The sequence below is a fragment of the Aliihoeflea sp. 40Bstr573 genome (assembly GCF_024105655.1).
In the GTDB taxonomy this organism is placed as follows: domain Bacteria; phylum Pseudomonadota; class Alphaproteobacteria; order Rhizobiales; family Rhizobiaceae; genus Aliihoeflea.
The window spans coordinates 26,566-48,260 of the sequence record NZ_JAAAMH010000022.1 but is presented as its reverse complement, the minus strand read 5'-3'; the positions used below and the strand labels follow the sequence as shown (position 1 = coordinate 48,260).

Below are 21,695 nucleotides of genomic sequence, written 5' to 3'. Positions count from 1 at the left end.
GAAAATCGGTGCCCCGCACCAACCCAGATGACCGATGCCGAAGCCGCAGCCACATGTCAGGCCGTGCAGAACTCAAATCGCGGCCCTACGGTCTACTAAATGCCGGTAGTTCGAAGTGTCCAACTGGCCGATAATCTCGGCGGTCTGAACTTCCGGGCGGTAAACCTTGAGGCCCGTGCGAATCTGCCATTCGGCATGATTTCGTATGCCAAACCGGCAAAATCAGTGCATTTCAAGAAAAGTGCGCTAACTCAAGCTGCGGTGGCGCTCGGATATCTGTCCGACAAGACTCCGCACGGCAAGCGACGAACAAACTCGCCTAGAGGCACGGGATCAATCGTCGACTTCACGCTCACTCTGAGCCGTCAACAACAGCTGTGCCTTATAGAAGCGATCGTGAATCAGGGCGACATCGACGATTGGATGGTGGTGTCGCAGGGTTCCACTGTCGGATGGCGCGAGCTCCGCGAGAAGGTCGCGCGGGCGGATGACGTCTTCAGCTTTCTCAGCTACTTGGCCGGAAAGGTTGACCGTTGGATGGGCGACACTGCCGTTCGGGTCAGGAGATCCCTCAAACCGGAAGAGGCTGTGGAATTTGCCCATGGCTGGTTCGCACAGTATCTAGCCAGACGAGGCATTTGGATATGGCCGGCACGATACGTCGGGCGGATAATTTACCTGTACCCCAGTCGTTATCTACCGCTCGCCACTCGGATGTCGGTCGGTCGGGATCGGCGTGAATTTGCCGATTTCGTCTACCGCTTTCATCAGACCAAGCGACACCAAACGGCCTCGATGACCATACAGGCCTTCGCAATGTCAGCATTGGCAGGCAATACTTGGCTGTCAGAAGACAGCCCGTTTCGTTGGTATCCACTCGCTGCCTTCAAAGAATGCTCCGGCCAATTCTCGTCCAAGGTGCAAGTCTCGACGTCGATCAATGCCGTCTACAAACTGGCGACCGAGTGGTTCGGAGACGCCACTCCCCGCGGTCCCGAGGCTAGGTTATTCCTGACATCCGCCCGGATTGGCGTGATCGGCGTCGATGCCTTCGACTGGACAGCTAGACCGACGCCCCGAAACACCCAGCGAGCAGCGCGAATTACCGGATCGCCAGTCACGGCTATTCCGGCGCACGTCAAATCGTGGGCAGGTCAATTGAGGGAGTTACTGCCGCACTTCGGTGTCAAGGACATCCGCCAGATCGAAAATGATCTTAATATATGGCTCATATATCTACTGACGCTGGACGCGGCCGATGCCCCGCCGGACTTCCGATCGATCTCGCGCCCGAAGCACGTTCACGACTTGAGCGGCGTCAACAAAACCGGCTTCCGTACGTTTCTCGTCGCGAACTTTTCAGGGAAGGCAGCCGACTGGGCAAATCGTGCGATTTCCGCGATGGCAAAGGCTTTTTACCTAGCATCCGTACGGGACGAATTCGTAAGCGAGACAAGCCCGTTTGACCTCGAACACGACCGCCTAGGAAGGTCGCGCGCAAAGCGTAGCGATGTGACTCCTCGCAAGCCGCTGGAGCAGGAAGTGTGGGAGTTCATTGTTCGAATGAACCGGGAAGGCGATTTTGCGTTTGCACGAAGTCTCGCTCCCGGGCGCTTCCAATACAGGCTTCGTAACCGCCAAACGGGTGAGTTCGAAGTCGTATTCTGGCCAGCTGAGGCGATCATCGTGGATATTTTGCTGAATTCCGGAATGCGCCTTGTCAGTGCGCGCTGGCTCGACAGCGGGGAAGGAGATCAATACGTCCTCGACGTTGAGGGGCGAAGACCCGTCCCAAACCAGCATGTCTGCGCAACCGTCGATCGAAACGAGGGCTTTCTTCAATTGGTCACGCTACCCGGAAGGGAAGCGTCCAAGACCATAGGAATGCGTGTGGGGCTGAACAAAACGGGAAAGCCATTCGTCATTCCGTGGACGGACCCCGCGATAGTGCAAGCGACACAGAGGATGCTTGCCCTGCAGCAAAAATACAATCCGATCACGTCGCCGGTAACCCAGCGATTAGAGACAACGAGAGCATCCAGGGCGGACGCAAATCTATTTCCCGATATTTATCCTCTCTTCCGCGACCCCGGGGTGGCTCTGAATCTTGCTATCAGTGAGGAAAAGGTCCGCGGGTATTGGAAAGAACTGCTGCATGCGTGCCAAGACGGCGTGAACAAGCTCCTTGGTCACGAGTACCCGCTGGTGGATGAAAACGGGCCACTATTCGACATCCACTCATTGCGCGTGACCATGGTCTCGAACCTCCTGTCTGCTGGGGTCAATATTGAGATAGTAAAGGATTTGGTCGGGCATGCCACTTGGATAATGACCTGGCATTACAACGGGCTGCGCAGTGCGCGGCTAAATACTGCCGTGGCGCAGGCTATGGCGATGCGTAGCGAAGCACTTGACCAGTTGGTCTCAGGCAATAGCGATCTAATCCGGGATTACGCCGATCAAACCATCACGCCGCCATTCGTCGAAGATCATGTGGGGGCGGGCTTGCTGCGGCGTCACGCGGAAGACAAGAGCGCCTCATTGCTGGATGTATTCGATCACGGCATCTGTCCCGGAGGAACCTGTTCAATCGGCGGACAGAAATACATGGAGGGCAAGTTTCGCCCTGTTTGGAGAGATCGAGCATGCTCAGGATGCCGCTTCCGAGCAACCGGGCCTAGGTTCAAGGACGGAATCAAGCGTCGAATCAATATTCTCATGGCCGAGCTTCGACTGACCGGCGTTCGGATGCGACAACTGGCCGAGCAAATAGAGGCCGAGGAGCAACGGACCGGCAAGACGGCACACAGGCTCCGTAAATTGCGGCACGCAGACAGCAGCCTCAAAGACAATCTCACGTTCGAGCTGTCAAGAGAACTGCAAGTCAGCGAGATAATCAGGCAGGTCGAGCGGGCAGCGAAGTCAGAAGGAAAAACGGCCGATAACATCCTCATTCCATCCGTACCTGGTTTCGATCCAAGTGCTATTTCGTGCAGCTTGGTCGAAGTCCATCACTTTGAGTTGCTACACTCCTTAGTGAGGGACATGCGACTACTTCCATCAGTAATCATGGAAATCCCGCATGGGGCAGAGGCAAACATGATTGCTATGGTGCGAGAGATAATGCGCGTCAACGACTTGGGTGATCTGATGATCAGAATTCCAATGAAGGATGAAACGGACGCCTGTTTAAGAATCGGCGACGCGTTACTCGATGATTCTCCGGACGCTGATCGATTTCAACAGTTGCTCGAAGGAATTGTTCGTTTGGACGAACGCGTTCTCGACAGCATCCGTGCAGAAATCGCAACAGTGGTCCCCAGCTTATCGGCCGGTTCCAAGAGGGATGTCCGGCATGAGCAGTAGTGACCAGAATTCCCTCGCCGAACAGCTGATGGACCGCCTGCGGTCTGCGGCGAGGATGGCCGGCGACAGGCGCAGACTTGGTACGTTGGCCCGCTTGGTCGAGGCATGTGACGAAATTTTGTCGGGAGCGGCGTACCACAGGGCGAAATCCGTGGGCGAAAATCCAGAGTCTTTTAACCCTCAGTTTCCCAAGCTCAATCCGCGAATAATTGAAACGTACGTCCGTTTGCGCAAACGAACTGAGAAAGGTTCGTCGGAGTGGACAGGACCTGTTGGCACCACGATCCGCGCCGATAGAGAACTTAGGGACTACGTCAAGCTCCGTTTCGCCGAGGTGAGCGCACCCAAACGGTCCAAGGCTCGCAGCAACCGCGCGCACCAGTTGGAGGAAATCGTCAACACCGTACCTGGGCTCACCGGTCAGGCAATGTTGCGCCAAGCTCTTGCCGAGGGACGGCAATGGAAGCGGCAGTTTGACATACTGAGCGCCGCCTTGCGCCAAGGACCTGTCGCCGACATCGAAGGCCTCCGAAAGGGACGGCTGAGTATCACGGACATTTCGAGTCTCTCGTCGCGTGAACAGGAGATTCTACAGCATTTTGTGTGTCGGCTTAAAGACGCCAAGACGCTTGCGGAGTTCGGGCTCACTTATAGTGGCGACCGGATCAAGATGGACTATGCGCCTGGGTCTGATCTCGTTGTTGCGGAGGAACTCAGGCTACTGGAAAAGATGGCTGGGCTGGGCGATCCCGGCGCGGTGGGCGGGTAGCCGACTGTAGAAAAGGCTAGTGTTCGACGACAGCAGCCGAACTTTGCCTGCACGGAATCTCTATTCCTAAGCCGAACACCACTTACTGTAAGTGTAGCTCTGAAGGCTCCGTTCGATCGGGATGAGAAAGCCCGGCCTGCGGCCGGGTCCAATTGCCAAGCTGGACCCGTAGGCGGTGCGACGCTTGCGCTGTGGAAGCCTCGCCGCACCGCCTACTATCGCAAACGACAATTCTGAGTAGGGGGGATAAGGCTACGACACCAAGGCGATCCGCACCATCATCCGCCTGCGCAAGAAAGACCCGAACGAGCGCCAGGAAGAAGAAGCGCTGGTCGAGCTCTATATGAACGCACTCGGCATGTAGGTCTAGTGTGAGCGGGTGTTGCATTGGATAACGCCTGCGTTGCCGATCAGGGGGCGGGCTGGGGAGGCCTTCAACTGCAAGCCGCAGCCCGCCCCCGAATCCATCCTGGCTGTTGGACCCCGACTGAAAGGAGGGGCTTTCTCGGCGACTCGTCGTCTGCAGCTGGTTTGCGGCCAGTCATGACGGCGCAAAAAAAAGGCCGCTGATTTAGTGCTGGCCTTAGAGCCTTGAGATGTGTCTCCTTTCAGGGAAGGGGCCGAATCCGCTTGTCGATAATCACTGATTGGATTGCGGGCAGCTGCCGATTCGCGATGGTTCGGCGTTTCCATGCCCGCATTTCACTCGAGCGTCAGCAAGCTCGCGAGATTGATCTCGCGCTTCATCGATGGCTCAGGGTATGATTTGACCCTATATGACATTTAAGCAGAACCATCCCAGTCGGTCCGTTTACCAAGCCACTCTAGCTTTGGATCGTCTTGATCGCGTCTCAACCTAACCCCGCGGCTCTCCAGAGTTGCAATCACGCGATCATAAGAATTCTTCCTAATATCGTTCGGTTCCTGTTCAATTCGTTGAACGGTGACACGAGAAACGCGCGCTAGCTTGGCCAAATCGGTTTGGCTCAAATCGGCGAGGACGCGCGCGGCGCGAATACTGTCGGAGCTAAAACGTGGACCCATTGGTCCGAGGTGTCCAGTACCGGGCACGGTGTCAACAATTTGTCGACCCACACCTTGAACTGAGGCAAATAGGCTCTATAAAAGAGGCATTATGCTTCTTTTCAAGTTTTTCAGCCGTGTCCCCGCCCTCCGAAAATCGTTGCCTGGAGCCGACGAAATGTTGAACTCAAAGATCGGGACGAGCCGATTTCAGGGGTACGAGCGCTTTCGTGGTTCGACAAAGTGGACGCTCGACGAACTGGTAAGGCAGCTTGACCTTTCGATCAGTGAAATCGCCGCCGAAAATATAGCCGGGGCGGATGTGCATCTCGAAAAATTTCGATTAGCCAGGGATTCCCTCCATCGCTTGTTAATTGTTGAAGGGAGGTTCGAATGCATTGTCGAGCAGCAGCCCGCATCAATGCCGATCTTGACCGAGTGGGAGATATTCTGTGACGAACTCTCCTCCCCGCGGCTGGAGGGCCTCGTCTACGGGCATCCGCAGCTGACGGGATACGCGCGTCCCATTTGCACGTCGCTGTTGCTTCATATCGATGAGGGACAAGGATACGCGCGCACGTTGTCCCGCTACTACCGCCTTGGACGAAGACGCGGAACTCGTTGCGATGGGCGCTCCGCGTGAAGTTGCTAGATCCTAATTCTGCGCGATTTCAAGCGCGCGATCGGAAAGCTACTCAAGGAACTTATTTGCCGTCCGAGCGCGAGCTGGCATATGGAATGAACTTCTTCGAGGCATTGCTCGCGAGCGACATCCGTGAATCTGCAACCAGATACTCTTCGGCGTGGGCCAAAGTCGGCGGTAAATACCAGCCGTTGGCAGAATTGGCAGGTGCCTTGGCTATTTCTCCTCGGCAAGAATTAGTCGATCACCTCCGCCATGCCTTGATCGAGATGCCGCCTACAGAGTCGCGGCACGTCGCCAATCCGATGTTGAGGTGTCAGATCTACCTTGCTTATTTTGGAGACCCAGACTCCGCGTGGGCTGTCTCAAGACGTTTGACACAAGACGCGTTGGAGATACCGCCTTCCGCAGAATGCCCAAGCATGTTCAAACGGGCGCTGGCGTGGAGTCATCTTGCGGTGTCGCTCGACAGCGAGTTCCTTAAGTTTTCAATGTCGCCCAACATGATGAAAGAGATCATCCGCAATGGCGATGAATTGCTCGATGGGGTCTTTAAAGTGGCGCTACCCTCGACGGCCCGCCTGGCCGACCCGCAGCATGCAAAGGAAAAGCCCGCAAACCATTCTGACGAAGGTGGGGTCGTCGTAATCCCGGCAATTGGCAACAAGCTGACATCGGAAGGACGGGACATTTCGGCAAGCTTCAGCGCGTTTGTAGGAACTCGCCTGCCTTATCCGGCGATGGTGAATTCGACCCATGTCCGTCAAAACCTCGTGATGGAGTTTCCCTATGCGTCTGAAGCAATCGAAGGTATTCTCGCACAACTGTCGGGTCTAAACAGGCCTCGCGTACGACCAACGGTTCTGGTTGGCGAACCGGGCAGCGGGAAGACCAGATTTGCACGACGCCTTTTTGAAGAATTGGGGATGGCCTACACTCTCGTTTCCTGTGGAGGGACGAGCGACAGCGCCATTGGCGGAACGCCCCGACGATGGAAGACTGGCGCGCCATGTATCGCGATAAGCGCTGCATGTCGCGCGAACAGCTGTGGCCCGGGCGTCATTCTTGATGAATTCGAAAAGGTCGCGACGGGTGGTCATGGTGGAAGTATACATGCCGTCCTCATTGGTCTTTTTGAGGATGAAACGGCGCGGCGGTGGTATGACCCATACCTTCAGATGGAATGCGATCTCTCTTTGGTTTCGTGGATACTGACAGCGAACGACCTAGAAGGTGTTCCAAAACCGCTGCTTGACCGATGTCGCGTCGTCCGCTTTCCGCGACCTAACCGGAGTCACTTGGCTGCGCTCAGCGGCAGCATCTTGAGCCGAATCTATAGCGAACGTGGCTTCGATCACCGATGGGCGATTCCTCTCGATGAGATCGAACGCCAAGCCATTTTAAGTGTCTGGGACGGTGGATCATTGCGCCAATTGAACAGGCTGATGGAGTGCGTGATTGAAGCGAGAGAGCAGATGCTTTCCCGACAATAGGTGCGCTATCGCCGCGATTAATCCGGCTGCTTTGCGCCCCCATCCCGGTCATTCATCCCCTCAGGGGGGCGGGATGGCAGCGAGCACGACAGTTGGTGAGACCGGTGCCGTCGCTGCCGCCTCCAGAGCTCGGCACTGCCAGGGGCTCTGGAGGGCGTGGCTGAAGTTTCTCAGCGCCAGCTTGAATTCCCGGCAAACACTGGGTCGCCTTAAATCCGGCGCAGAGCGAATCTCAACCGGCCGGGCCCGTGGCGACGACTGGAGACGAGGACAGCGCTGGGAACGCCGCCATGGATCAAGCGGAACTTAGTAAGGCATTTTCGCGGGACTATCGGCCGCTTACAGCGACGCATATCCCAGAATCGCGTCGTTCGCAGACACGCCGAAAACCACGGAAATGGATCCCTCGCAAATGATGACCTCGGTGCGAGCTAACTTCGGCAAAGGGGTGGTTTCCTGCCAGTCGGCTTTCACGTCGCAATGCCCAAGAAGCTGACATTATCGGTATCGGCAAGCGCGGCAAAACGATTTGCATAAGCTTCGCCCGCTGTTCTCAACCTTCCGCCTCTGAAACTTGTTGCGTATGCCGCTCGTACCTGCGCGGTCAAACGAGAAGAGAGTGAGTTCCATGAACCTTATCAAGATTGCACTCGTCACCGCGATTGCGGCCGTTCCGGCCGTCGCTCACGCCGACCATCTGAATATCGATGTCGAGGGCGCGACGATCGAAGGCAATTCGGTGGTCTTTCCGGCCGTCAAGATCGACCAGGACGGCTACGTTGTGATCCATGCAGTAGAGAGCGGCGAACCTGTCATCCCGGCGTCGATCGGACATACTGCCGTATCCGCTGGAGATAGCGAAAACGTTTCCGTCGAGATCGAAGGCGGAGCTATGGAAGGCACCGACTACGTTGCGATGATCCACTACGAGACCAACGACAACGACACGTACGACTTCGCCGAGGGCATGACCGATGTCGACACGCCCGGAATGCGTCCCGACAACACGCCTTATGCATTGCCCTTCAAGGTCGGCATGTAATTCATTCGGGGCGGGCACCCTGCGGTGTCCGCTTCGCTCCCTATCATCGCGACGATCGTCGATCGTGGTTGCGCTGCATTCGATAAATATAAGCAACTGCGCGCACGATGACTTTGACCGTGCTGAACGACATGAAAGGTTCCCCTACGACTGGTCATTGGGAGTCAGGTGGCGAACGTGTCCACGCTGCCATCGGAATGGCAGCTGCGTCGATACGTTGCGCGGAACAGACCGAGTACCGTAGCGACATCCCTTAGGTCGCTGCATGGAATTGAGGACGACATCCGTTCCAACTTCGGTCCGATGCCGAGATCGGACTCGACTATCCCGGGCGCTTCGTTCACGCCGTCACCAACCGTCACGACCCGCCTACCTTCGCGCCTGAGCGAGACAATTCTGGCCGCTGTCTGTTCCGGCAGGCGGTCCATGAGCGCAATCAGTTCGCAAGGGTCGCCGCAGAGACAATGACCCCCAACAGGATTGGCTGATGGAGCAGATAGATCGCCAAGCTGTTTCTTCCCATCCATATGAGAAATGCCCAATTGGCAACCGATCGAATGCGGCCTTCCGCCAATGTGTGTTTGCGCAAAAGGCGCGCTGCAACGATACCCAGCAGCGTAAAGGCCACCGACGGTAGAACCGGTACAAAGTCATTGCTGGCAGGCGGGTTCGCCGCAAGACCGGTCCATGCTAGCCACCTCGTGTCGAAAGATGCCATGTCGAACACGAAGGGCGCTGCGAACATGAGCACGATCGAAGCCGCACATATCCGGAGCCGGATCGTGACGAACGGGCGTCCGATGAAACTGGCGGCTGCGATGGCGTGCAGGATGCCGAAGTAGATGAAGGTCTGCGGAAACACGACGTATGTGACAGCCGTAATGGCTGCGGCAGCCGCCATGATGACGAAGACTCGCTTCGAGAATGCGCCAGGCCGTGAACCTGCTCGGTGGGCCAGTACCAGACTGACGCCGACGAGGAACATGAAGGACATCGCCAGGAACCTGCCGAACAGTAGCCACCATTCGTTCCGGACGATGCCCGAAATCAATCCCACATATTCCAGGTCCCACACGACATGAAACAGCACGACGCCCAGGATCGCGAGACCCCTGGCGGAATCGACCAGGTCGATTCTTCCGCGCCTATCCACCACGACGCTCGCGGGTGCGCCATTCCAGCAGCGATGCGGCAGTGACGGCGAGCGCGCCGATGACGATGCCGACGTCTGCGAGATTAAACGCTGGCCAGTGCCACCCTGCCACGTGCAGATCGAGATAGTCGACGACCGCACCGCGGGACACGCGGTCAACGATGTTGCCTATCGCACCCCCTGCGATCGCTCCCAAGCCTGCTGCTTCGAGCCTGCTGGTCGACCGCATCATCCAGACCAGGATTCCTGTCGTCAGGGCGATGGTGATGGCCACGAGCAGTGTGGGAAACGACCGGAAGAAATCGGCGAAGAGGCCGAAGCTGATCCCCTCGTTAAATCCGAGCGTGAGGTTCATGAAGCTCGCGAGCGGAATGTTGCGTGGCGGCTGCATCACCAGTTCGACGATCAGCGTCTTCGAAAAGAAGTCCAGCGTGAACGTTGTTGCCAGGCACAGGAGGCCGATGATTGCGGATGACGGCACGGCTCCGGTTCTCACTGGCGGCTCCATCTTGGAGCACCATAAGACCGGCTCCGGATTGCTGGATTCTCCGCCGCACGACGAATGCTTTCCGTCACTGCCCGCGCATCCGGTCCTGCTCCCATGACCAGGGCGGAAGAGCGGTTCCGCTGCCACGGTTTGCCTACGAAGTAGAGACCCGGGACCGGAGAGACGCCTTCCTCGTGCAGAAGCGCTCCGTTCCCGTCCGTGGCTCCTTCGATCTGCATCCAGCCAGTCTCGTCCCTGTAGCCGACGCACCAAACGATGGCGCTAATGTCGGATGAACGGCAGTCCTCGAATGTCGCCAGATTCCCATCAGCGCCCACCAAGCGCGGCATGATCTCGACACCCGCTGCCGCCAGCGCGTCGAGACTGTTGCCGCGATCGGGAAACGCATCGGCTTTGCGCAACATTCGGCCAACGATGGACTGGGGGCCTGCACGCAGCAGGCCGCTCGCGTCGAGCCACCACCAGATGGGCTGGCCGAGCACGCGCTCCGGCAGCAACCTGCGAGGGTTTCCGACGGCTAGTAGGACCCGGCCCCGCCCGACGCACTCGGTGGCGATGTCGCGGCCGCTCGCGCCGTCGCCGACGACGAGGATGGTGCCGGACGGGAGGTCGAGCGGATTACGGTAGTCCTCGGCCGTCAGTTGCAAAACTTCGGAGCCGAACCCGGACGCGAGGTGAGGCACGACCGGCTTCTGGAAACCTCCCGTCGCGACGATGACTCTTTCGGCGCGTCGGACTGTTCCGTCTTCGAAGGAGGCCGAGAAGAGCTCGTCCTCCTTTACCAAACGCACAAGGCGCTTGCCCGTCCGGACCGGCAACCGAAACTTCTGCACATAGGCTTCGAGGTAATCCGCGAACTCGTCTTTCGTCGGGTAGCCAGCAGGATCGCCCGGCATGGCCAATCCCGGCAAACGGCTGAACCGCCTGGGCGTGAACAAAGTGAGCCCGTCGTAGCGCCTTCGCCAGCCGTCGCCTACGCGATCGTATGCCTCGACGATCGCAAAAGCCGTTCCGGAAGCACGGAGGTAATATCCGGCGGCGAGGCCCGCCTGACCCGCCCCCACGACGAGAACCGTTCCCGTATCCATACCGCCGCCTCAGTGCTGATGACCGTCATCGGGCGGCGGTGGCGCGACGTCGGGCACGAGTTTCTCGATTTCCGCGCTTTCGCGCAGGCCCGCAATCAGTTCTCTCTGCGCGCGAGCCTCGAGCGCTTGCCTGATCCGCAGCGCGAGTTCTTCGAAAGCCGGACCCGGCTGGTCGCGAATGTCCTCCACCTTGACGACGTGGAAGCCGAAAGCCGTCTCGACGGGCTCGACCGTATGCTCGCCCTTCTTGAGACCGGCGACAGCCGAAGCGATCTCCGGCAGCATTTCGTCTTCGGTCAGGTACCCAAGGTCACCGCCTTCCGATTTTGAGATTTCGTCGAGAGACTTATTCCGGGCGACATCCTCGAATGGCTCGCCCGCCGCAATTCCGTCGATGACGGCTCTGGCTTCGGCTGCAGTGCCAACAAGGACGTGACGCAGCCGCGTTTCCTCTTGCGCCGGGATCGAGGCCATCTGCTCGTCGTAAAGGGCGCGGACGGCGTCATCGGGTACAGCGTCGGCCAAGGCTTCGTCGGCATAGATCGACCGCAACGTCTGCTGCTCCATGAACGCCAGGCGGCGCTTGACCTCGGGGCGCTCGAGAACGCCGTCCGCCTTCGCGGCATCCGCTGCGAGGCGCATATCGATAAGGGCGTCCACGAGGATCGAGCGTTTGGCGTCCTCCGGCATTTCGCCGAGCTGTGGCGCGAACGCTTCTTCGGCCAACGCCAGATCGGCTTCCGTGATTTCGTCGCCGTTGACACGAGCGACCGCCCTGTCGTCCTGCGCACTTGCGGGTTGCCCGCAGAACAGCGACACGCCGAAAAGGATCGTGGCGAAGGTCGTCTGCACACCCCGTAGGGTGCTTTTGGAAATGAGTTCAACAGTCACGGTTCTAACCCTTCACGGCGGCGAGCAGGGGGTCGACGATCTGCGAGAACTGCTCGATCGAGAGCGCTCCCTTGTGCATCTCGCCGTTGACGAAAAACGTCGGCGTGGAATCCACCCCGAACGACTTGCCGCGATCCGCCACGGCGGTAATCTTGGCGAGCAGGTCCTCATCGGCCAGACAGGCTTCGAAGGCCGCCGCGTTCATCCCCGTCATGCCCATGACGGTCTTCAACGCTTCGCCACCTTCGGGCGCGCGCGCCCATCGATCCTGGGTGCGGAATAGGAGGTCGATGGTGGGGTACCATTTGTCGTCGCCCGAGCACCGGGCCAGCATGAAGGCGGCCGATGCGCGCGGGTCGAAGGGGAACTCCCGGACGATGAACCGAACCTTGCCGGTATCGACGTACTTCTCCTTGAATTTCGGCCAGGTCTTGAGGTGAAAGGTCCGACAATGTCCGCAGGTCATCGATGCGTATTCAATGACCGTCACCGGAGCGTCGGCAGAGCCAAGCGTCATTTCGGGAAGATCGCCGGACTCTAGAAGATCCTGTGCGGTCGGCTGCGCATTCGCTGCCAAGGGTATCGAACACGAGGCCGCGGCGCTTGCCATCAGCATGATAAATTCACGACGTTTCATCGCTTTTCCTTTCGCTTTCTTTCTGAATGCAACCTCTAGCCCCTTGAGGGGCAAGGCCGAATTGTGAGGGATCACGCGGATCGCGGGCCGCCCCTGACCACAAGCGGAGACGGCACGGAGACGCGGCCGTAGAGATCGATAATATCCTGGTTGATGAGGCGCACGCAGCCACTGGAGACGGCTTTGCCGATCGTCCAGAATTCCGGCGTGCCGTGAAGGCGGTAAAGCGTGTCCTCGCCGTCCTGGAAGATGTAGAGCGCACGCGCGCCGAGCGGGTTGTCCAGCCCCGGTGGCTGGCCGCCGTTCTCGGCGCTGAACTTTGCCAGTTCCGGTTGCCTCTCGATCATCTCGGAGGGAGGAGTCCACGTGGGCCACGCCCGCTTGTACTGGATGACCCCGTTACCCGACCAGGTGAACCCCTGGCGGCCGAGGCCGACGCCGTAGCGTAGCGCCTTTCCGCCGGGCTGGACCAGATAGAGGAAATAAGCTTCCGTATCGACGACGATGGTGCCCGGGCGCTCGCCTGTGGGGTCGTCGACGATCTGGCGGAAGAACCGCTCGTCCAGGCGTGTCAAATCGACGGCGGGAAGCGGGTATTCCTCCTCCGGCATCGCCCGATACATGGCAACGTAGGACGGATCTATGGTCGGCGCGCTTGTTGCGGGTTCCGATGGGGCATCGCCGGCCGTCGTACACCCTGGCAAAGTTAGCGCCGCCGCGGACGTTGCCGCCAGCGACAGGAACGTGCGTCGGGAGTGTCGAGTCTCAAGGATTCTGCTTTTCAATGGATCGCTCGCTTGGGTCACGTCCGCGCGTCGCGGACGGATTGTCTTGAACGGCGACAGCACTCCAGCCCGCGCGGATGCGGGAGGCGAAGTTGGCTGTCCGTCCGGCGAAGTCGATCTATTGTGGAGGGGGAACGAGCAGACGGACCGGCGTCGGCCTGAAGGCGTGCATCGAGGACATCGCCGGAGCAGCAGTCATGTCGCCTACGGACGGGTCGAAAGATTGCGCCGTGGCATGGCAATGGTCGCCGCAAGCCGCGGCGACCTTGCCTCCCTTGAAGTGGGCGGTGTCAGGCGTGCTATTGACCGCGATAGCGGTATCGAAGCCGATTTCCTGCGCATCCACTTGCGGTCTTAGCCTGACTTCCTCGCTGGCACTCGAAGGTGCCGCAAGATGCAGGCAGACGAGACAGGCAATGAGCGCGGCCAATAGTTTCACTGCTTGTCTACTCGCGCGGCGAATGCGGATCGGCGAGCGCCGCCGCCGGTCTGCTGATGGGAACGGAGGAAGTCGACACCCGCTTCGCCAGCGACTTCTCACCATCGCGCGCGAGCAATTTGCGGAACACGGGGTGCATTCCGCCATCGGAATAGGCATGGGCCGAGAGCGCCGTCCCCGTGCTGATCAACGCATCCGCCTTGATCCGGTCGGCCTCGAATTTCGCGGCGATCGCGGGCGGCGGTGTGTCTGCCTCCGGAGGACAAGCAGCGAGCGGGTCGGTTCCGGCAAAGGCTACGTCGAATGCGTAGCGGCCGCCGCAATAAGACACCTTTGGCTGGCGGCGTGTGGTTTCGAACAGGTCGTGGCCACGCTTGAGATCGGTCCAGAAGGCGAAGTTCGGGTCTTGCCTGTGTTTGGCCATGTTGGTCGCCGTCATCCGGAATGGAAATGACTGGACCTGGAAGGATGCCTGGCCGCCTTTCAGCGCGTCTCGCGCGACGGCGTAGATTTCGGCGACGCCCTCGTCTGTAAGGGCGAAGCAACCGGAGGACGAACATGCGCCGTGGACCATCAACGCCTCGCCCGTATAGCCAAGCGCCGATTCCAGGCGGTTGGGATACCCGAGGTTGAAAGACAGGTAGTATTGCGAGGTCGGGTTCAGCATCGCGGAGGAGACGTGGTAAAATCCTTCAGGCGCTTGCCTGTCCCCATCGCGGGTTTTCGGTCCGAGCTTTCCCGACCAGCGGCACATCGGATATGTCTTGAGGAGGGCGTATCGGCCGCTGCGGTCCGTTTTCCAGACCTCGAGTTCGCTTTCCTGCTTGAAGATGCGGACAAGGACCGGGCTCGCCGGCTGCATCGACTTCGCCGACATCTCGGCGAGGAGGCGCGAAGGAACCGGTTGGGTGCCACGGGACTCCACGTCCAGAACGCTCGTCACGCATCCCGCGAGAAACAGGAGCGAACCGAAGGCCGCCAACGTGATCAGTCGCTTCATCGTCTCCGTCCCGTCTGTCGTCGCTTTCGGATCGACAGCACATCTGCGCACCGGTTTGGTTAACATGGCGTATACCGACAGCGCCAGCGGCAATCGACCGCACTTTGCGCGCCTCTGGGAAACCACCATCACCTTCTATCTGATCGAACAGCCGAATGATCCAAGGGAGCCATACATGGAAATCGAGAAGCAATTGAGTGTCGACGATACCAGACAGATAGGCCGGACAAGGTCCAGATCGAACCTGTGGATCGGGGCCGCTCTAATTGCCGTAACCGGCGCGATGTACGCCTTTAGCATTGATCATGCGCAGCGCGAGATGGGTGTTTCGGCCGATATCACGTATGAAGGCTTGAATAGATGAGGCGGTCCAGCACGGTCAAGCTCGGGGGTGAGCAATGCTGACAATCGGTGATCTGGCGCGCGACACCGGGGTCAAGGTGCCCACGATCCGCTACTACGAACAAATGGGCCTCTTGCACGAGGCGGGACGATCGCGCGGAAACCAGCGCCGCTATGAATCGGCAGACAGGAATCGGCTCGCGTTCATCAAACATGCCAGGGATCTCGGCTTCACCATCGAAGCGATCCGGGAACTCCTGGAACTGTCCGCGCATCCGGAGAAGCCGTGCGCCGATGCAGACCAGATCGCCGCACGCCAACTCGAAGCTGTCCGCGCCAAGATTGTCCAGCTTCAGAGTCTCGAACGGGAACTGGGCCGCATCTCCTCGTGCTGTCACGGCGAACAGGTGCGGGATTGCTACGTCATCCAATCGCTATCGAACCACGACCTTTGCCAAACGGACCACTAGCCAAGGCCGGGTTTCAGGTCACGGTCCCGTCGTCCAAGCTGCAATAGTAGCTCGTGCGGTCCGCAGCGCCCGAAACCGACGGGACGTCGCGAAGAATGACCGTCACGACGGGACTTCCGGGACTTGAGGCAATCTCGCCGCGCAGGCGGAGATTCGGATGGTCGTCGGGTACAAGCAGGAACGGCGTTCGGTCGAGAATCGTCGGACCGAAATTCACCGTTCCGGAATCATAGTCGCCCTCGGCGGCGAACGTCGTATCCATTCGACCGTCCGATATCACCAGATAGAATTCGAGCTCGGCCCCGTAGGGATTTCGTCCCCAGAGCGACGCCAAGGCCTTCTCGGTCGATGCGCGTGTTCGCGACACGGCAGCTACGCAGTCCGCTTCCGTAGGCGCTTCCTGCTGGTCTGGATGGTAGAGATATGCGCGCGGGCTTTCGCTACCGGTTGCCGCTACGTCGGGAGCCTGACTGGCCAGAAATGCGGCCGCAACGCAGCGGATCAACGCGAGTGAGTATCCGGACATAGTTTTTTGTCCATCGTGCAATCATCCGCCCCTCTGACGAATTACGCTTGATCCTATAGGTACTAGAGGTCCTATGGCTATGCTCTCGCTATCAGGAGCCAAGCCATGCAACGACAAACGACGACCCGCTTCCGTGTATCCGGAATGGATTGTGCCGCTTGCGCGTCGAAGGTCGATACCGCAGTGCGCCGGATGGCGGAGGTCGAAGACGTTCAGGTCTCGGTGGTGTCGGGTTCGATGACAGTCCTGCACGGGCCCGGCGCGAACCTTGGAGAGATCGCAACGAAGGTGAAATCGCTGGGCTACGAAGCTGCTCTTCTGGCGGGAGCCGAGGGCAAGAGTACCCGCGATCCGGACGCAGTGACCGGCAGCGCGGCCAATGTCTCCCATCATGCGGAAATCGACCCGGAAGGAGCTTGGTGGTCGGGACGCAAGGCGCGGCTGACGATTGCCTGCGGCCTCGCTCTGGCTGTGGCTTTCGTCTTCTCGTATCTCGTTCCGGCCACGCAACCCTGGGGCTTTATCCTGGCCATGTCGGTGGGACTGGTGCCCATCGCGCGTCGGGCGGTCGCAGGCGCGGTCAACGGCAGTCCGTTCTCCATAGAAACCCTCATGACGGTCGCGGCGGTCGGTGCCGTGTTCATCAATGCGGCCGAAGAGGCGGCGGTCGTCGTCGTCCTTTTCCTCGTCGGTGAAATGCTCGAAGGCGTCGCTGCCGGCAGGGCGCGCGCGGGCATCCGTGCCCTCGCAAAGCTGATGCCCCGGACGGCCCTCCTCGAGGACGGAGATTCCACGAAAACAGTACCCGCCGATAGCCTTGCGATCGGCAACATCGTGATCGTGCGGCCTGGCGACAGGCTCCCGGCGGACGGAACGGTCGCCTCGGGAGAAAGCACGGTCGACGAGGCTCCGGTAACCGGTGAATCGGTGCCCAAGCGAAAGGAAGAAGGCGACAGGGTCTATGCTGGAACGGTCAACCACGACGGCGTGCTGCGCGTCGAGGTGACGGCGGGTGCCGCCGACAACACGATCGCCCGCATCATTGCACTCGTCGAAGAGGCGCAGGAATCGAAGGCTCCGACCGAGCGCTTCATCGACAAGTTCTCCAAATACTATACGCCCGGCGTGATGGTGGTGGCGGCTCTCGTCGCAGTGATGCCGCCGCTCTTTGCTGGGGAGGATTGGGCGACGTGGGTCTATCGCGGGCTCGCGGTTCTGCTGATTGGGTGCCCCTGCGCCCTTGTCATCTCCACGCCTGCGGCGATCGCGGCGGCACTCTCGGCGGGGGCCCGGCGCGGGCTTTTGATGAAGGGCGGTGCGGTTCTGGAAGGCTTGGGAAAGGTCGATCGCGTCGCGTTCGACAAGACGGGAACGCTGACCGAAGGCAAACCAGTGGTCACGGACATCGTGGCCGTTGGCCGTTTGGGCGGCGAGGTTCTTCGGTTGGCGGCGTCGCTCGAAGTCGGCTCGAGCCATCCGCTCGCTACAGCTATCCTTGCCCGGGCCAAAGATGACGGCATCCAGATCACCGCTGCGCAAGAGGCCTCGGCGCTCGGCGGCAAGGGTGTCCAGGGGACGCTGGCCGGGGAAAGGCTGTTCCTCGGTTCGCCCGGTGCCGCAGCCCAGCGCATCGCCATGGACAACGATCTGTCCATGCAGATCGAAGCCCTCAACGACCAAGGCAAGACAGTTTCGGTTCTGATGGTCGGCGACACGGTTGCAGGCCTTATAGGCATGCGGGATGAACCGCGAGACGACGCGGCGGAGGGTGTGGCGGCTCTTCGCGCAATCGGCGCGGATGCGATCATGCTGACCGGCGACAACGCGCGAACCGCCAAGGCGATCGCGCAAACGCTCGGCATCGAGGCACGCGCAGAACTGCTGCCGGAGGACAAGCAACGCATCGTCGCGGAGATGCGGCAGTCGGGAAGCTTCGTCGCGAAAGTCGGCGACGGCATCAACGATGCGCCTGCTCTCGCTGCGGCCGACATCGGTATCGCCATGGGAAGCGGCACGGACGTCGCGCTCGAAACGGCCGACGCCGCCGTCCTGCACGGACGCGTGAGGGACGTCGCCGACATGGTCCTTCTGTCTCGACTGACTTTGCGGAACATCTACCAGAACATCACGATAGCGCTCGGGCTGAAAGCCGTGTTCCTCGTCACGACCGTCATTGGCGTCACGGGCCTCTGGCCAGCAATCCTGGCGGATACGGGCGCGACCGTGCTTGTCACAGCGAACGCGATGCGGCTGCTGTCGTGGCGGGGCAGTGACTAGCCGCAACCCGGCCACGGACCTTCACTCTTGGCGGTGACCCACGACAGGATGTTCGCCGTGGCTGCCTTGGCCGCGCTCGATCGCGAGGCTGACATGTGTGATGCCATGCCTTTCCTTAAGCAGCGAATCGACCTGTTCGCGCACATCCTTGGGCGAGTGGTCGTCGGAAATGACGATGCGGGCCTCGAACGCGCTTGTCTCCTCGGTCACCGTCCAGGCATGGATGTGATAGACGGCGCGAACACCTTCAATCGCTGAAATGTCAGCGACCAGGCTTCGAAGATCAAGGCCCGCCGGCGCTCCCATCATGAGCAGGCGGATGGACGCGCCTATCTCCCGGAACGATTGCCACAGCACGTAGGCCGCGATCATCAGCGTTACGATCGGATCGACGATGCGCCAGTCATAGAGGATGATGAGCGTGCCCGCCACGATAACGCCGACGGAGCCGAGCGCGTCGGATACGTTGTGCAGGAAGGCCGCGCGGATATTCATGCTGCGTTTCGAAAGCGCATAGGTCAGAACCGCTGTCGCGGTGTCGACCGCCAAGGCCAATCCCGCGACCGCGACCACGATCCAGCCTCCCACCGGTTGGGGTTCAAAAAGTCGGAAAACGCCTTCGTAGACGAGATAGAGGCCGATGACGATGAGCGTCGTGTAATTGACGAGCGCGGCTACCGCTTCGGCGCGGCCGTACCCCCACGTCATGAATTCGTCGGCAGGCTTGCGGGCAACCCGCCTAGCTACGAAGGCGATCACCAAGGCCATGGCGTCGCTGAGGTTGTGGATGGCATCGGCGACGAGCGAAAGGCTGCCCGAAACGATACCGCCCACCACTTGCGCGATCGTCAGCAAAAGGTTGACCCCGATGGCCCAAATTACCCGTCGGTCCCCGGAAGCCCCGCTCGCGTGCCCGTGCGAATGCGCCGACATAGCGAATCCTAAGGCCGATGGAAGAACAGGTACTTGATCAAGGCGGCAACCATAAGGATCAGGACGACCAGCCCGAGCAGACCGGCAAATCCCATACCCCACATCATGGTGCCCATTCCGTCCATCATGGTTGGCGTTCCCTTCATTTGGCCGACCGGTCCGTTCAGTCTTTTGCCGGATAGCTGTTGTAGACGGATGTCGAGCCATCGCGGTGGATCAAGGTGACATCGTAGGCGTCGCGTCTGTCGCCATATTCCATGCCGGGTGACCCGACCGGCATTCCGGCCACTGCGAGGCCGACCGCATCGGGTGCTTCGCTGACGAGCCGCTCGACGTCTGCCGCCGGCACATGGCCTTCAATGACGTAGTTGCCGACCTTTGACGTATGGCATCCTGCCAGTTCGGCCGGGACACCGAGTTCGTTCTTCATTTGCATGAGAGACGCCATGGGCAGGTCGGAGACTTGGACAACGTGACCGCTGTCCTCCAGCCTTTTGGCGTAGGCGAGGCAGCAACCGCAGGATTGCGTCCTGGCCAGGTCGAACGTCAAGGCTTCGGCTGCAGCGATGCCCGTCAGGGCGAAAAGAGCGGCAGCGGCCAACGGAATGCGGAATATGCTCATGTCGTTCGGTCCTTTCCGATGAGGCGGCGCAGTTTGGAGATCGTGGTGTCGCGCGGTTCGTGGAGATCAAGCGTTCCGGAGAACTCTCCTTCGCTGTCGAACATCAGGACGCCAGCAGTATGGTCCATCGTGTAGTCGTCTTCCCCGAACGGTACTTTCTCGTAGTGGATCTTGAAAGCCTTGGCGAACCGTTCCAGTTCCTCCGGCGCGGGCCTCAGAGCGAGAATCCGTTCGTCGAAGGAGGTCATGTATTGCGCGAGGACATCGACGGTATCGCGCTCAGGGTCTACGGTCACAAGGAAGGCTTGGATGAGATCGGCATCCGATCCGAGTTCCTCGAACCAGGACGTCATTTCGGCGAGTGTCGTGGGACAGATGTCGGGACAATGGGTGAAGCCCATGAACATCAGCCAGGGCTTTCCGGAATAGGTGGCTTCGGTGACCGTTTCACCCGTATGCGCCGTCATGGTGAACGGCCCGCCAATTCCCGACGTTGAATCCGCGCCTGCCGCAGCTGCGGGCGGCAGTTCATTCGTCATTCGCGGTTGCAACGCGCCGAAATAGACGATGATCGCGACGCATCCGGCAATCAGGCCCCATACCGCGGCGCGGAAAATGCCCATGGCGCTCATTCGTGCGAGGCTCCGTGGTGGTGGTCGGCGGGACGCCCGCCGAACGGGACTAACTCGGCCTCAGCTCTAACGACGCTTCCGTCGGTGAACCGCACGTCGAGGCCGACGCTGCCACCGGCTTCAAGTCCGGCGCTGGGGTCCGCGATCATGAGATGGACGCCGCCCGGCTTCATCTGCAATTCGCTATGACCGGGGATTTGAAACGGTATGGGCGCGGGTCGCATCGAGGCGACACCGTTTTCGATTGTCGTGACATGGATCGAAATCGAACCGAACATCTCGCTTTCGACCGCCTCGACGGCAACGGCCTCGTCCGAACCGTTCCTGATGACGAGATAGCCGGCCATCGAGGGTGCCCCCCGGGGAGGCATCGCAATCTTCGCCTCTTCGATGACAACTTCGCTCTCGGCTGCGAAGGCGAAATCGAGTCGAGCGATCGACCCGGAGGCGATGATGGCGGCGGTCAGTCCTAAACGGAGAAAAAGCATCAAAGGGTTCCTGATCCGGTATCTTGAAAATGCTCTTAAGACCTCTAGCAGGGTGAGGTTCAAGTCCCGGTACGTGTGCTTTCGAAAACCACCGTCCCGAACTGCCTGTTCTGAAACTGGTACGGCTGCTTCGAACGTGTGGCGTGCACTGTTTTGAGGTCGTTGACGCGCCGAAGAGCAAGGCGCATTCTTTGACCTGGGAGTTGGCCATGCTTCGATACGTCGCGTTGTTCCTGCTGATCCCGTCAGTCGCCTTGCCGCATGCAGGCGGCACGCTAGCGACCTGTAATCTGACGTCAGGCGTCAATTTGAAGATCGTTATCCGCCGCGAGTCGGACGGCACCTTCAACGGATCGCGTCTTGCCGAATGCGGTCAGCGAGCGATGACGACGGAAATTGGCGATCGCAAGGCAACCCTTGCCTGCCGATCGGAGACAGCGGCTACCCCGGAGCACCGCTTGGTGATCGACCTCGACTCGGGAGCGGTTTCGATAAATTCGGTAGATGCCGGAATCGTAACCATCGTCGATAATGGGCATTGCGTACTGAAAGATCTCCTCTAGCGGAC

At 59.8% G+C, this 21,695-nt stretch carries 24 protein-coding genes and 1 pseudogene; 10 read left to right on the top strand and 15 right to left on the bottom strand.

Translation table 11 applies throughout. The features are described from left to right. Window positions 1-99: 99 nt before the first annotated feature. From GTK01_RS18295 to GTK01_RS18285, 3 genes and pseudogenes are all read left to right on the top strand, one after another. Window positions 100-3,366 (top strand): VPA1269 family protein, encoded by a 3,267-nt coding sequence (locus GTK01_RS18295; protein ID WP_252928756.1) that lies wholly within the window; start codon window positions 100-102, stop codon window positions 3,364-3,366. Further along, window positions 3,356-4,135, top strand: a complete 780-nt coding sequence (locus tag GTK01_RS18290) for a hypothetical protein (protein WP_252928754.1) — start codon at window positions 3,356-3,358, stop codon at window positions 4,133-4,135. Before GTK01_RS18295 ends, GTK01_RS18290 begins: the two co-directional genes overlap by 11 nt. A gap of 250 nt (window positions 4,136-4,385) precedes the next feature. Next, a pseudogene (locus tag GTK01_RS18285) lies at window positions 4,386-4,499 on the top strand (DUF2312 domain-containing protein); the annotation flags it as partial. A 419-nt stretch (window positions 4,500-4,918) separates the two neighbouring features. Here GTK01_RS18285 and GTK01_RS21135 read toward each other — a convergent pair. Further along, on the bottom strand, window positions 4,919-5,179 hold the full coding sequence (locus tag GTK01_RS21135) for a helix-turn-helix transcriptional regulator (RefSeq protein WP_024587359.1): 261 nt from the start codon (window positions 5,177-5,179) through the stop codon (window positions 4,919-4,921). A 91-nt stretch (window positions 5,180-5,270) separates the two neighbouring features. On the opposite strand from GTK01_RS21135, the gene GTK01_RS18280 reads away from it, so the two are divergent. From GTK01_RS18280 to GTK01_RS18270, 3 genes are all read left to right on the top strand, one after another. Continuing rightward, the gene (locus GTK01_RS18280) at window positions 5,271-5,801 is read left to right on the top strand and encodes a DUF6634 family protein (protein WP_024587358.1); all 531 of its coding nucleotides are present in this window, start codon (window positions 5,271-5,273) and stop codon (window positions 5,799-5,801) included. Between the two features lie 95 nt (window positions 5,802-5,896). Beyond that, window positions 5,897-7,294 carry an AAA family ATPase gene (locus tag GTK01_RS18275; protein WP_252928752.1) on the top strand — a complete coding sequence of 466 codons (1,398 nt, stop codon included), beginning with the start codon at window positions 5,897-5,899 and terminating at the stop codon, window positions 7,292-7,294. Window positions 7,295-7,922: 628 nt separating this feature from the next. Then, entirely contained in the window at window positions 7,923-8,336 is a 414-nt protein-coding gene (locus GTK01_RS18270; RefSeq protein ID WP_024587356.1) for a hypothetical protein, read from the top strand. Window positions 8,337-8,772: 436 nt separating this feature from the next. Here GTK01_RS18270 and GTK01_RS18265 read toward each other — a convergent pair whose 3' ends face one another. From GTK01_RS18265 to GTK01_RS18230, 8 genes are all read right to left on the bottom strand, one after another. Beyond that, window positions 8,773-9,489 (bottom strand): heparan-alpha-glucosaminide N-acetyltransferase, encoded by a 717-nt coding sequence (locus GTK01_RS18265; protein ID WP_024587354.1) that lies wholly within the window; start codon window positions 9,487-9,489, stop codon window positions 8,773-8,775. Next, the gene (gene lspA / locus GTK01_RS18260; RefSeq protein WP_024587353.1) at window positions 9,482-9,985 is read right to left on the bottom strand and encodes a signal peptidase II; all 504 of its coding nucleotides are present in this window, start codon (window positions 9,983-9,985) and stop codon (window positions 9,482-9,484) included. The genes GTK01_RS18265 and lspA overlap by 8 nt, the downstream gene beginning before the upstream one ends. After that, entirely contained in the window at window positions 9,982-11,085 is a 1,104-nt protein-coding gene (locus GTK01_RS18255; protein ID WP_024587352.1) for an NAD(P)/FAD-dependent oxidoreductase, read from the bottom strand. Before GTK01_RS18255 ends, lspA begins: the two co-directional genes overlap by 4 nt. A 9-nt stretch (window positions 11,086-11,094) precedes the next feature. Next, complete coding sequence (locus GTK01_RS21130; protein WP_252928742.1) at window positions 11,095-11,976, bottom strand: peptidylprolyl isomerase; 882 nt, start codon at window positions 11,974-11,976, stop codon at window positions 11,095-11,097. A 4-nt stretch (window positions 11,977-11,980) separates the two neighbouring features. Then, window positions 11,981-12,613: a DsbA family protein gene (locus tag GTK01_RS18245; RefSeq protein WP_024587350.1), complete on the bottom strand. Its 633-nt coding sequence runs from the start codon at window positions 12,611-12,613 to the stop codon at window positions 11,981-11,983. A gap of 71 nt (window positions 12,614-12,684) precedes the next feature. Continuing rightward, entirely contained in the window at window positions 12,685-13,236 is a 552-nt protein-coding gene (locus GTK01_RS18240) for a L,D-transpeptidase (protein WP_152529596.1), read from the bottom strand. 280 nt (window positions 13,237-13,516) lie between these two features. After that, window positions 13,517-13,837 carry a hypothetical protein gene (locus GTK01_RS18235; protein ID WP_252928732.1) on the bottom strand — a complete coding sequence of 107 codons (321 nt, stop codon included), beginning with the start codon at window positions 13,835-13,837 and terminating at the stop codon, window positions 13,517-13,519. 7 nt (window positions 13,838-13,844) lie between these two features. Next, complete coding sequence (locus tag GTK01_RS18230) at window positions 13,845-14,837, bottom strand: murein L,D-transpeptidase family protein (protein WP_024587347.1); 993 nt, start codon at window positions 14,835-14,837, stop codon at window positions 13,845-13,847. On the opposite strand from GTK01_RS18230, the gene GTK01_RS18225 reads away from it, so the two are divergent. Both GTK01_RS18225 and GTK01_RS18220 read left to right on the top strand, forming a co-directional pair. Next, window positions 14,821-15,201 (top strand): hypothetical protein, encoded by a 381-nt coding sequence (locus tag GTK01_RS18225; RefSeq protein WP_252928730.1) that lies wholly within the window; start codon window positions 14,821-14,823, stop codon window positions 15,199-15,201. The two genes, GTK01_RS18230 and GTK01_RS18225, sit on opposite strands and share 17 nt — an antisense overlap. 34 nt (window positions 15,202-15,235) lie before the next feature. Then, window positions 15,236-15,649, top strand: a complete 414-nt coding sequence (locus GTK01_RS18220; RefSeq protein WP_024587345.1) for a helix-turn-helix domain-containing protein — start codon at window positions 15,236-15,238, stop codon at window positions 15,647-15,649. Window positions 15,650-15,662: 13 nt separating this feature from the next. On the opposite strand, the gene GTK01_RS18215 is transcribed toward GTK01_RS18220, so the two are convergent. Beyond that, window positions 15,663-16,175, bottom strand: coding sequence for a hypothetical protein (locus GTK01_RS18215; protein WP_024587344.1), 513 nt, complete (start codon window positions 16,173-16,175; stop codon window positions 15,663-15,665). Window positions 16,176-16,280: 105 nt separating this feature from the next. On the opposite strand from GTK01_RS18215, the gene GTK01_RS18210 reads away from it, so the two are divergent. After that, on the top strand, window positions 16,281-18,452 hold the full coding sequence (locus tag GTK01_RS18210; RefSeq protein WP_029660417.1) for a heavy metal translocating P-type ATPase: 2,172 nt from the start codon (window positions 16,281-16,283) through the stop codon (window positions 18,450-18,452). A gap of 21 nt (window positions 18,453-18,473) precedes the next feature. On the opposite strand, the gene GTK01_RS18205 is transcribed toward GTK01_RS18210, so the two are convergent. Genes GTK01_RS18205 through GTK01_RS18185 form a run of 5 tightly spaced genes read right to left on the bottom strand, consistent with a single transcriptional unit; the run spans window position 18,474 to window position 21,127 of the window. Beyond that, window positions 18,474-19,385: a cation diffusion facilitator family transporter gene (locus tag GTK01_RS18205; RefSeq protein ID WP_024587342.1), complete on the bottom strand. Its 912-nt coding sequence runs from the start codon at window positions 19,383-19,385 to the stop codon at window positions 18,474-18,476. Window positions 19,386-19,393: 8 nt separating this feature from the next. Next, window positions 19,394-19,531, bottom strand: a complete 138-nt coding sequence (locus tag GTK01_RS18200; RefSeq protein ID WP_162531379.1) for a hypothetical protein — start codon at window positions 19,529-19,531, stop codon at window positions 19,394-19,396. Between the two features lie 17 nt (window positions 19,532-19,548). Next, window positions 19,549-20,007 carry a DUF411 domain-containing protein gene (locus tag GTK01_RS18195; RefSeq protein ID WP_024587341.1) on the bottom strand — a complete coding sequence of 153 codons (459 nt, stop codon included), beginning with the start codon at window positions 20,005-20,007 and terminating at the stop codon, window positions 19,549-19,551. After that, complete coding sequence (locus tag GTK01_RS18190) at window positions 20,004-20,639, bottom strand: SCO family protein (protein ID WP_024587340.1); 636 nt, start codon at window positions 20,637-20,639, stop codon at window positions 20,004-20,006. Before GTK01_RS18190 ends, GTK01_RS18195 begins: the two co-directional genes overlap by 4 nt. Then, window positions 20,636-21,127 carry a copper chaperone PCu(A)C gene (locus tag GTK01_RS18185; RefSeq protein WP_024587339.1) on the bottom strand — a complete coding sequence of 164 codons (492 nt, stop codon included), beginning with the start codon at window positions 21,125-21,127 and terminating at the stop codon, window positions 20,636-20,638. The genes GTK01_RS18190 and GTK01_RS18185 overlap by 4 nt, the downstream gene beginning before the upstream one ends. Before the next feature lie 209 nt (window positions 21,128-21,336). On the opposite strand from GTK01_RS18185, the gene GTK01_RS18180 reads away from it, so the two are divergent. Further along, a complete protein-coding gene (locus GTK01_RS18180; protein WP_152529594.1) occupies window positions 21,337-21,690 on the top strand; it encodes a hypothetical protein in 354 nt (117 codons plus the stop codon). Window positions 21,691-21,695: the final 5 nt, after the last annotated feature.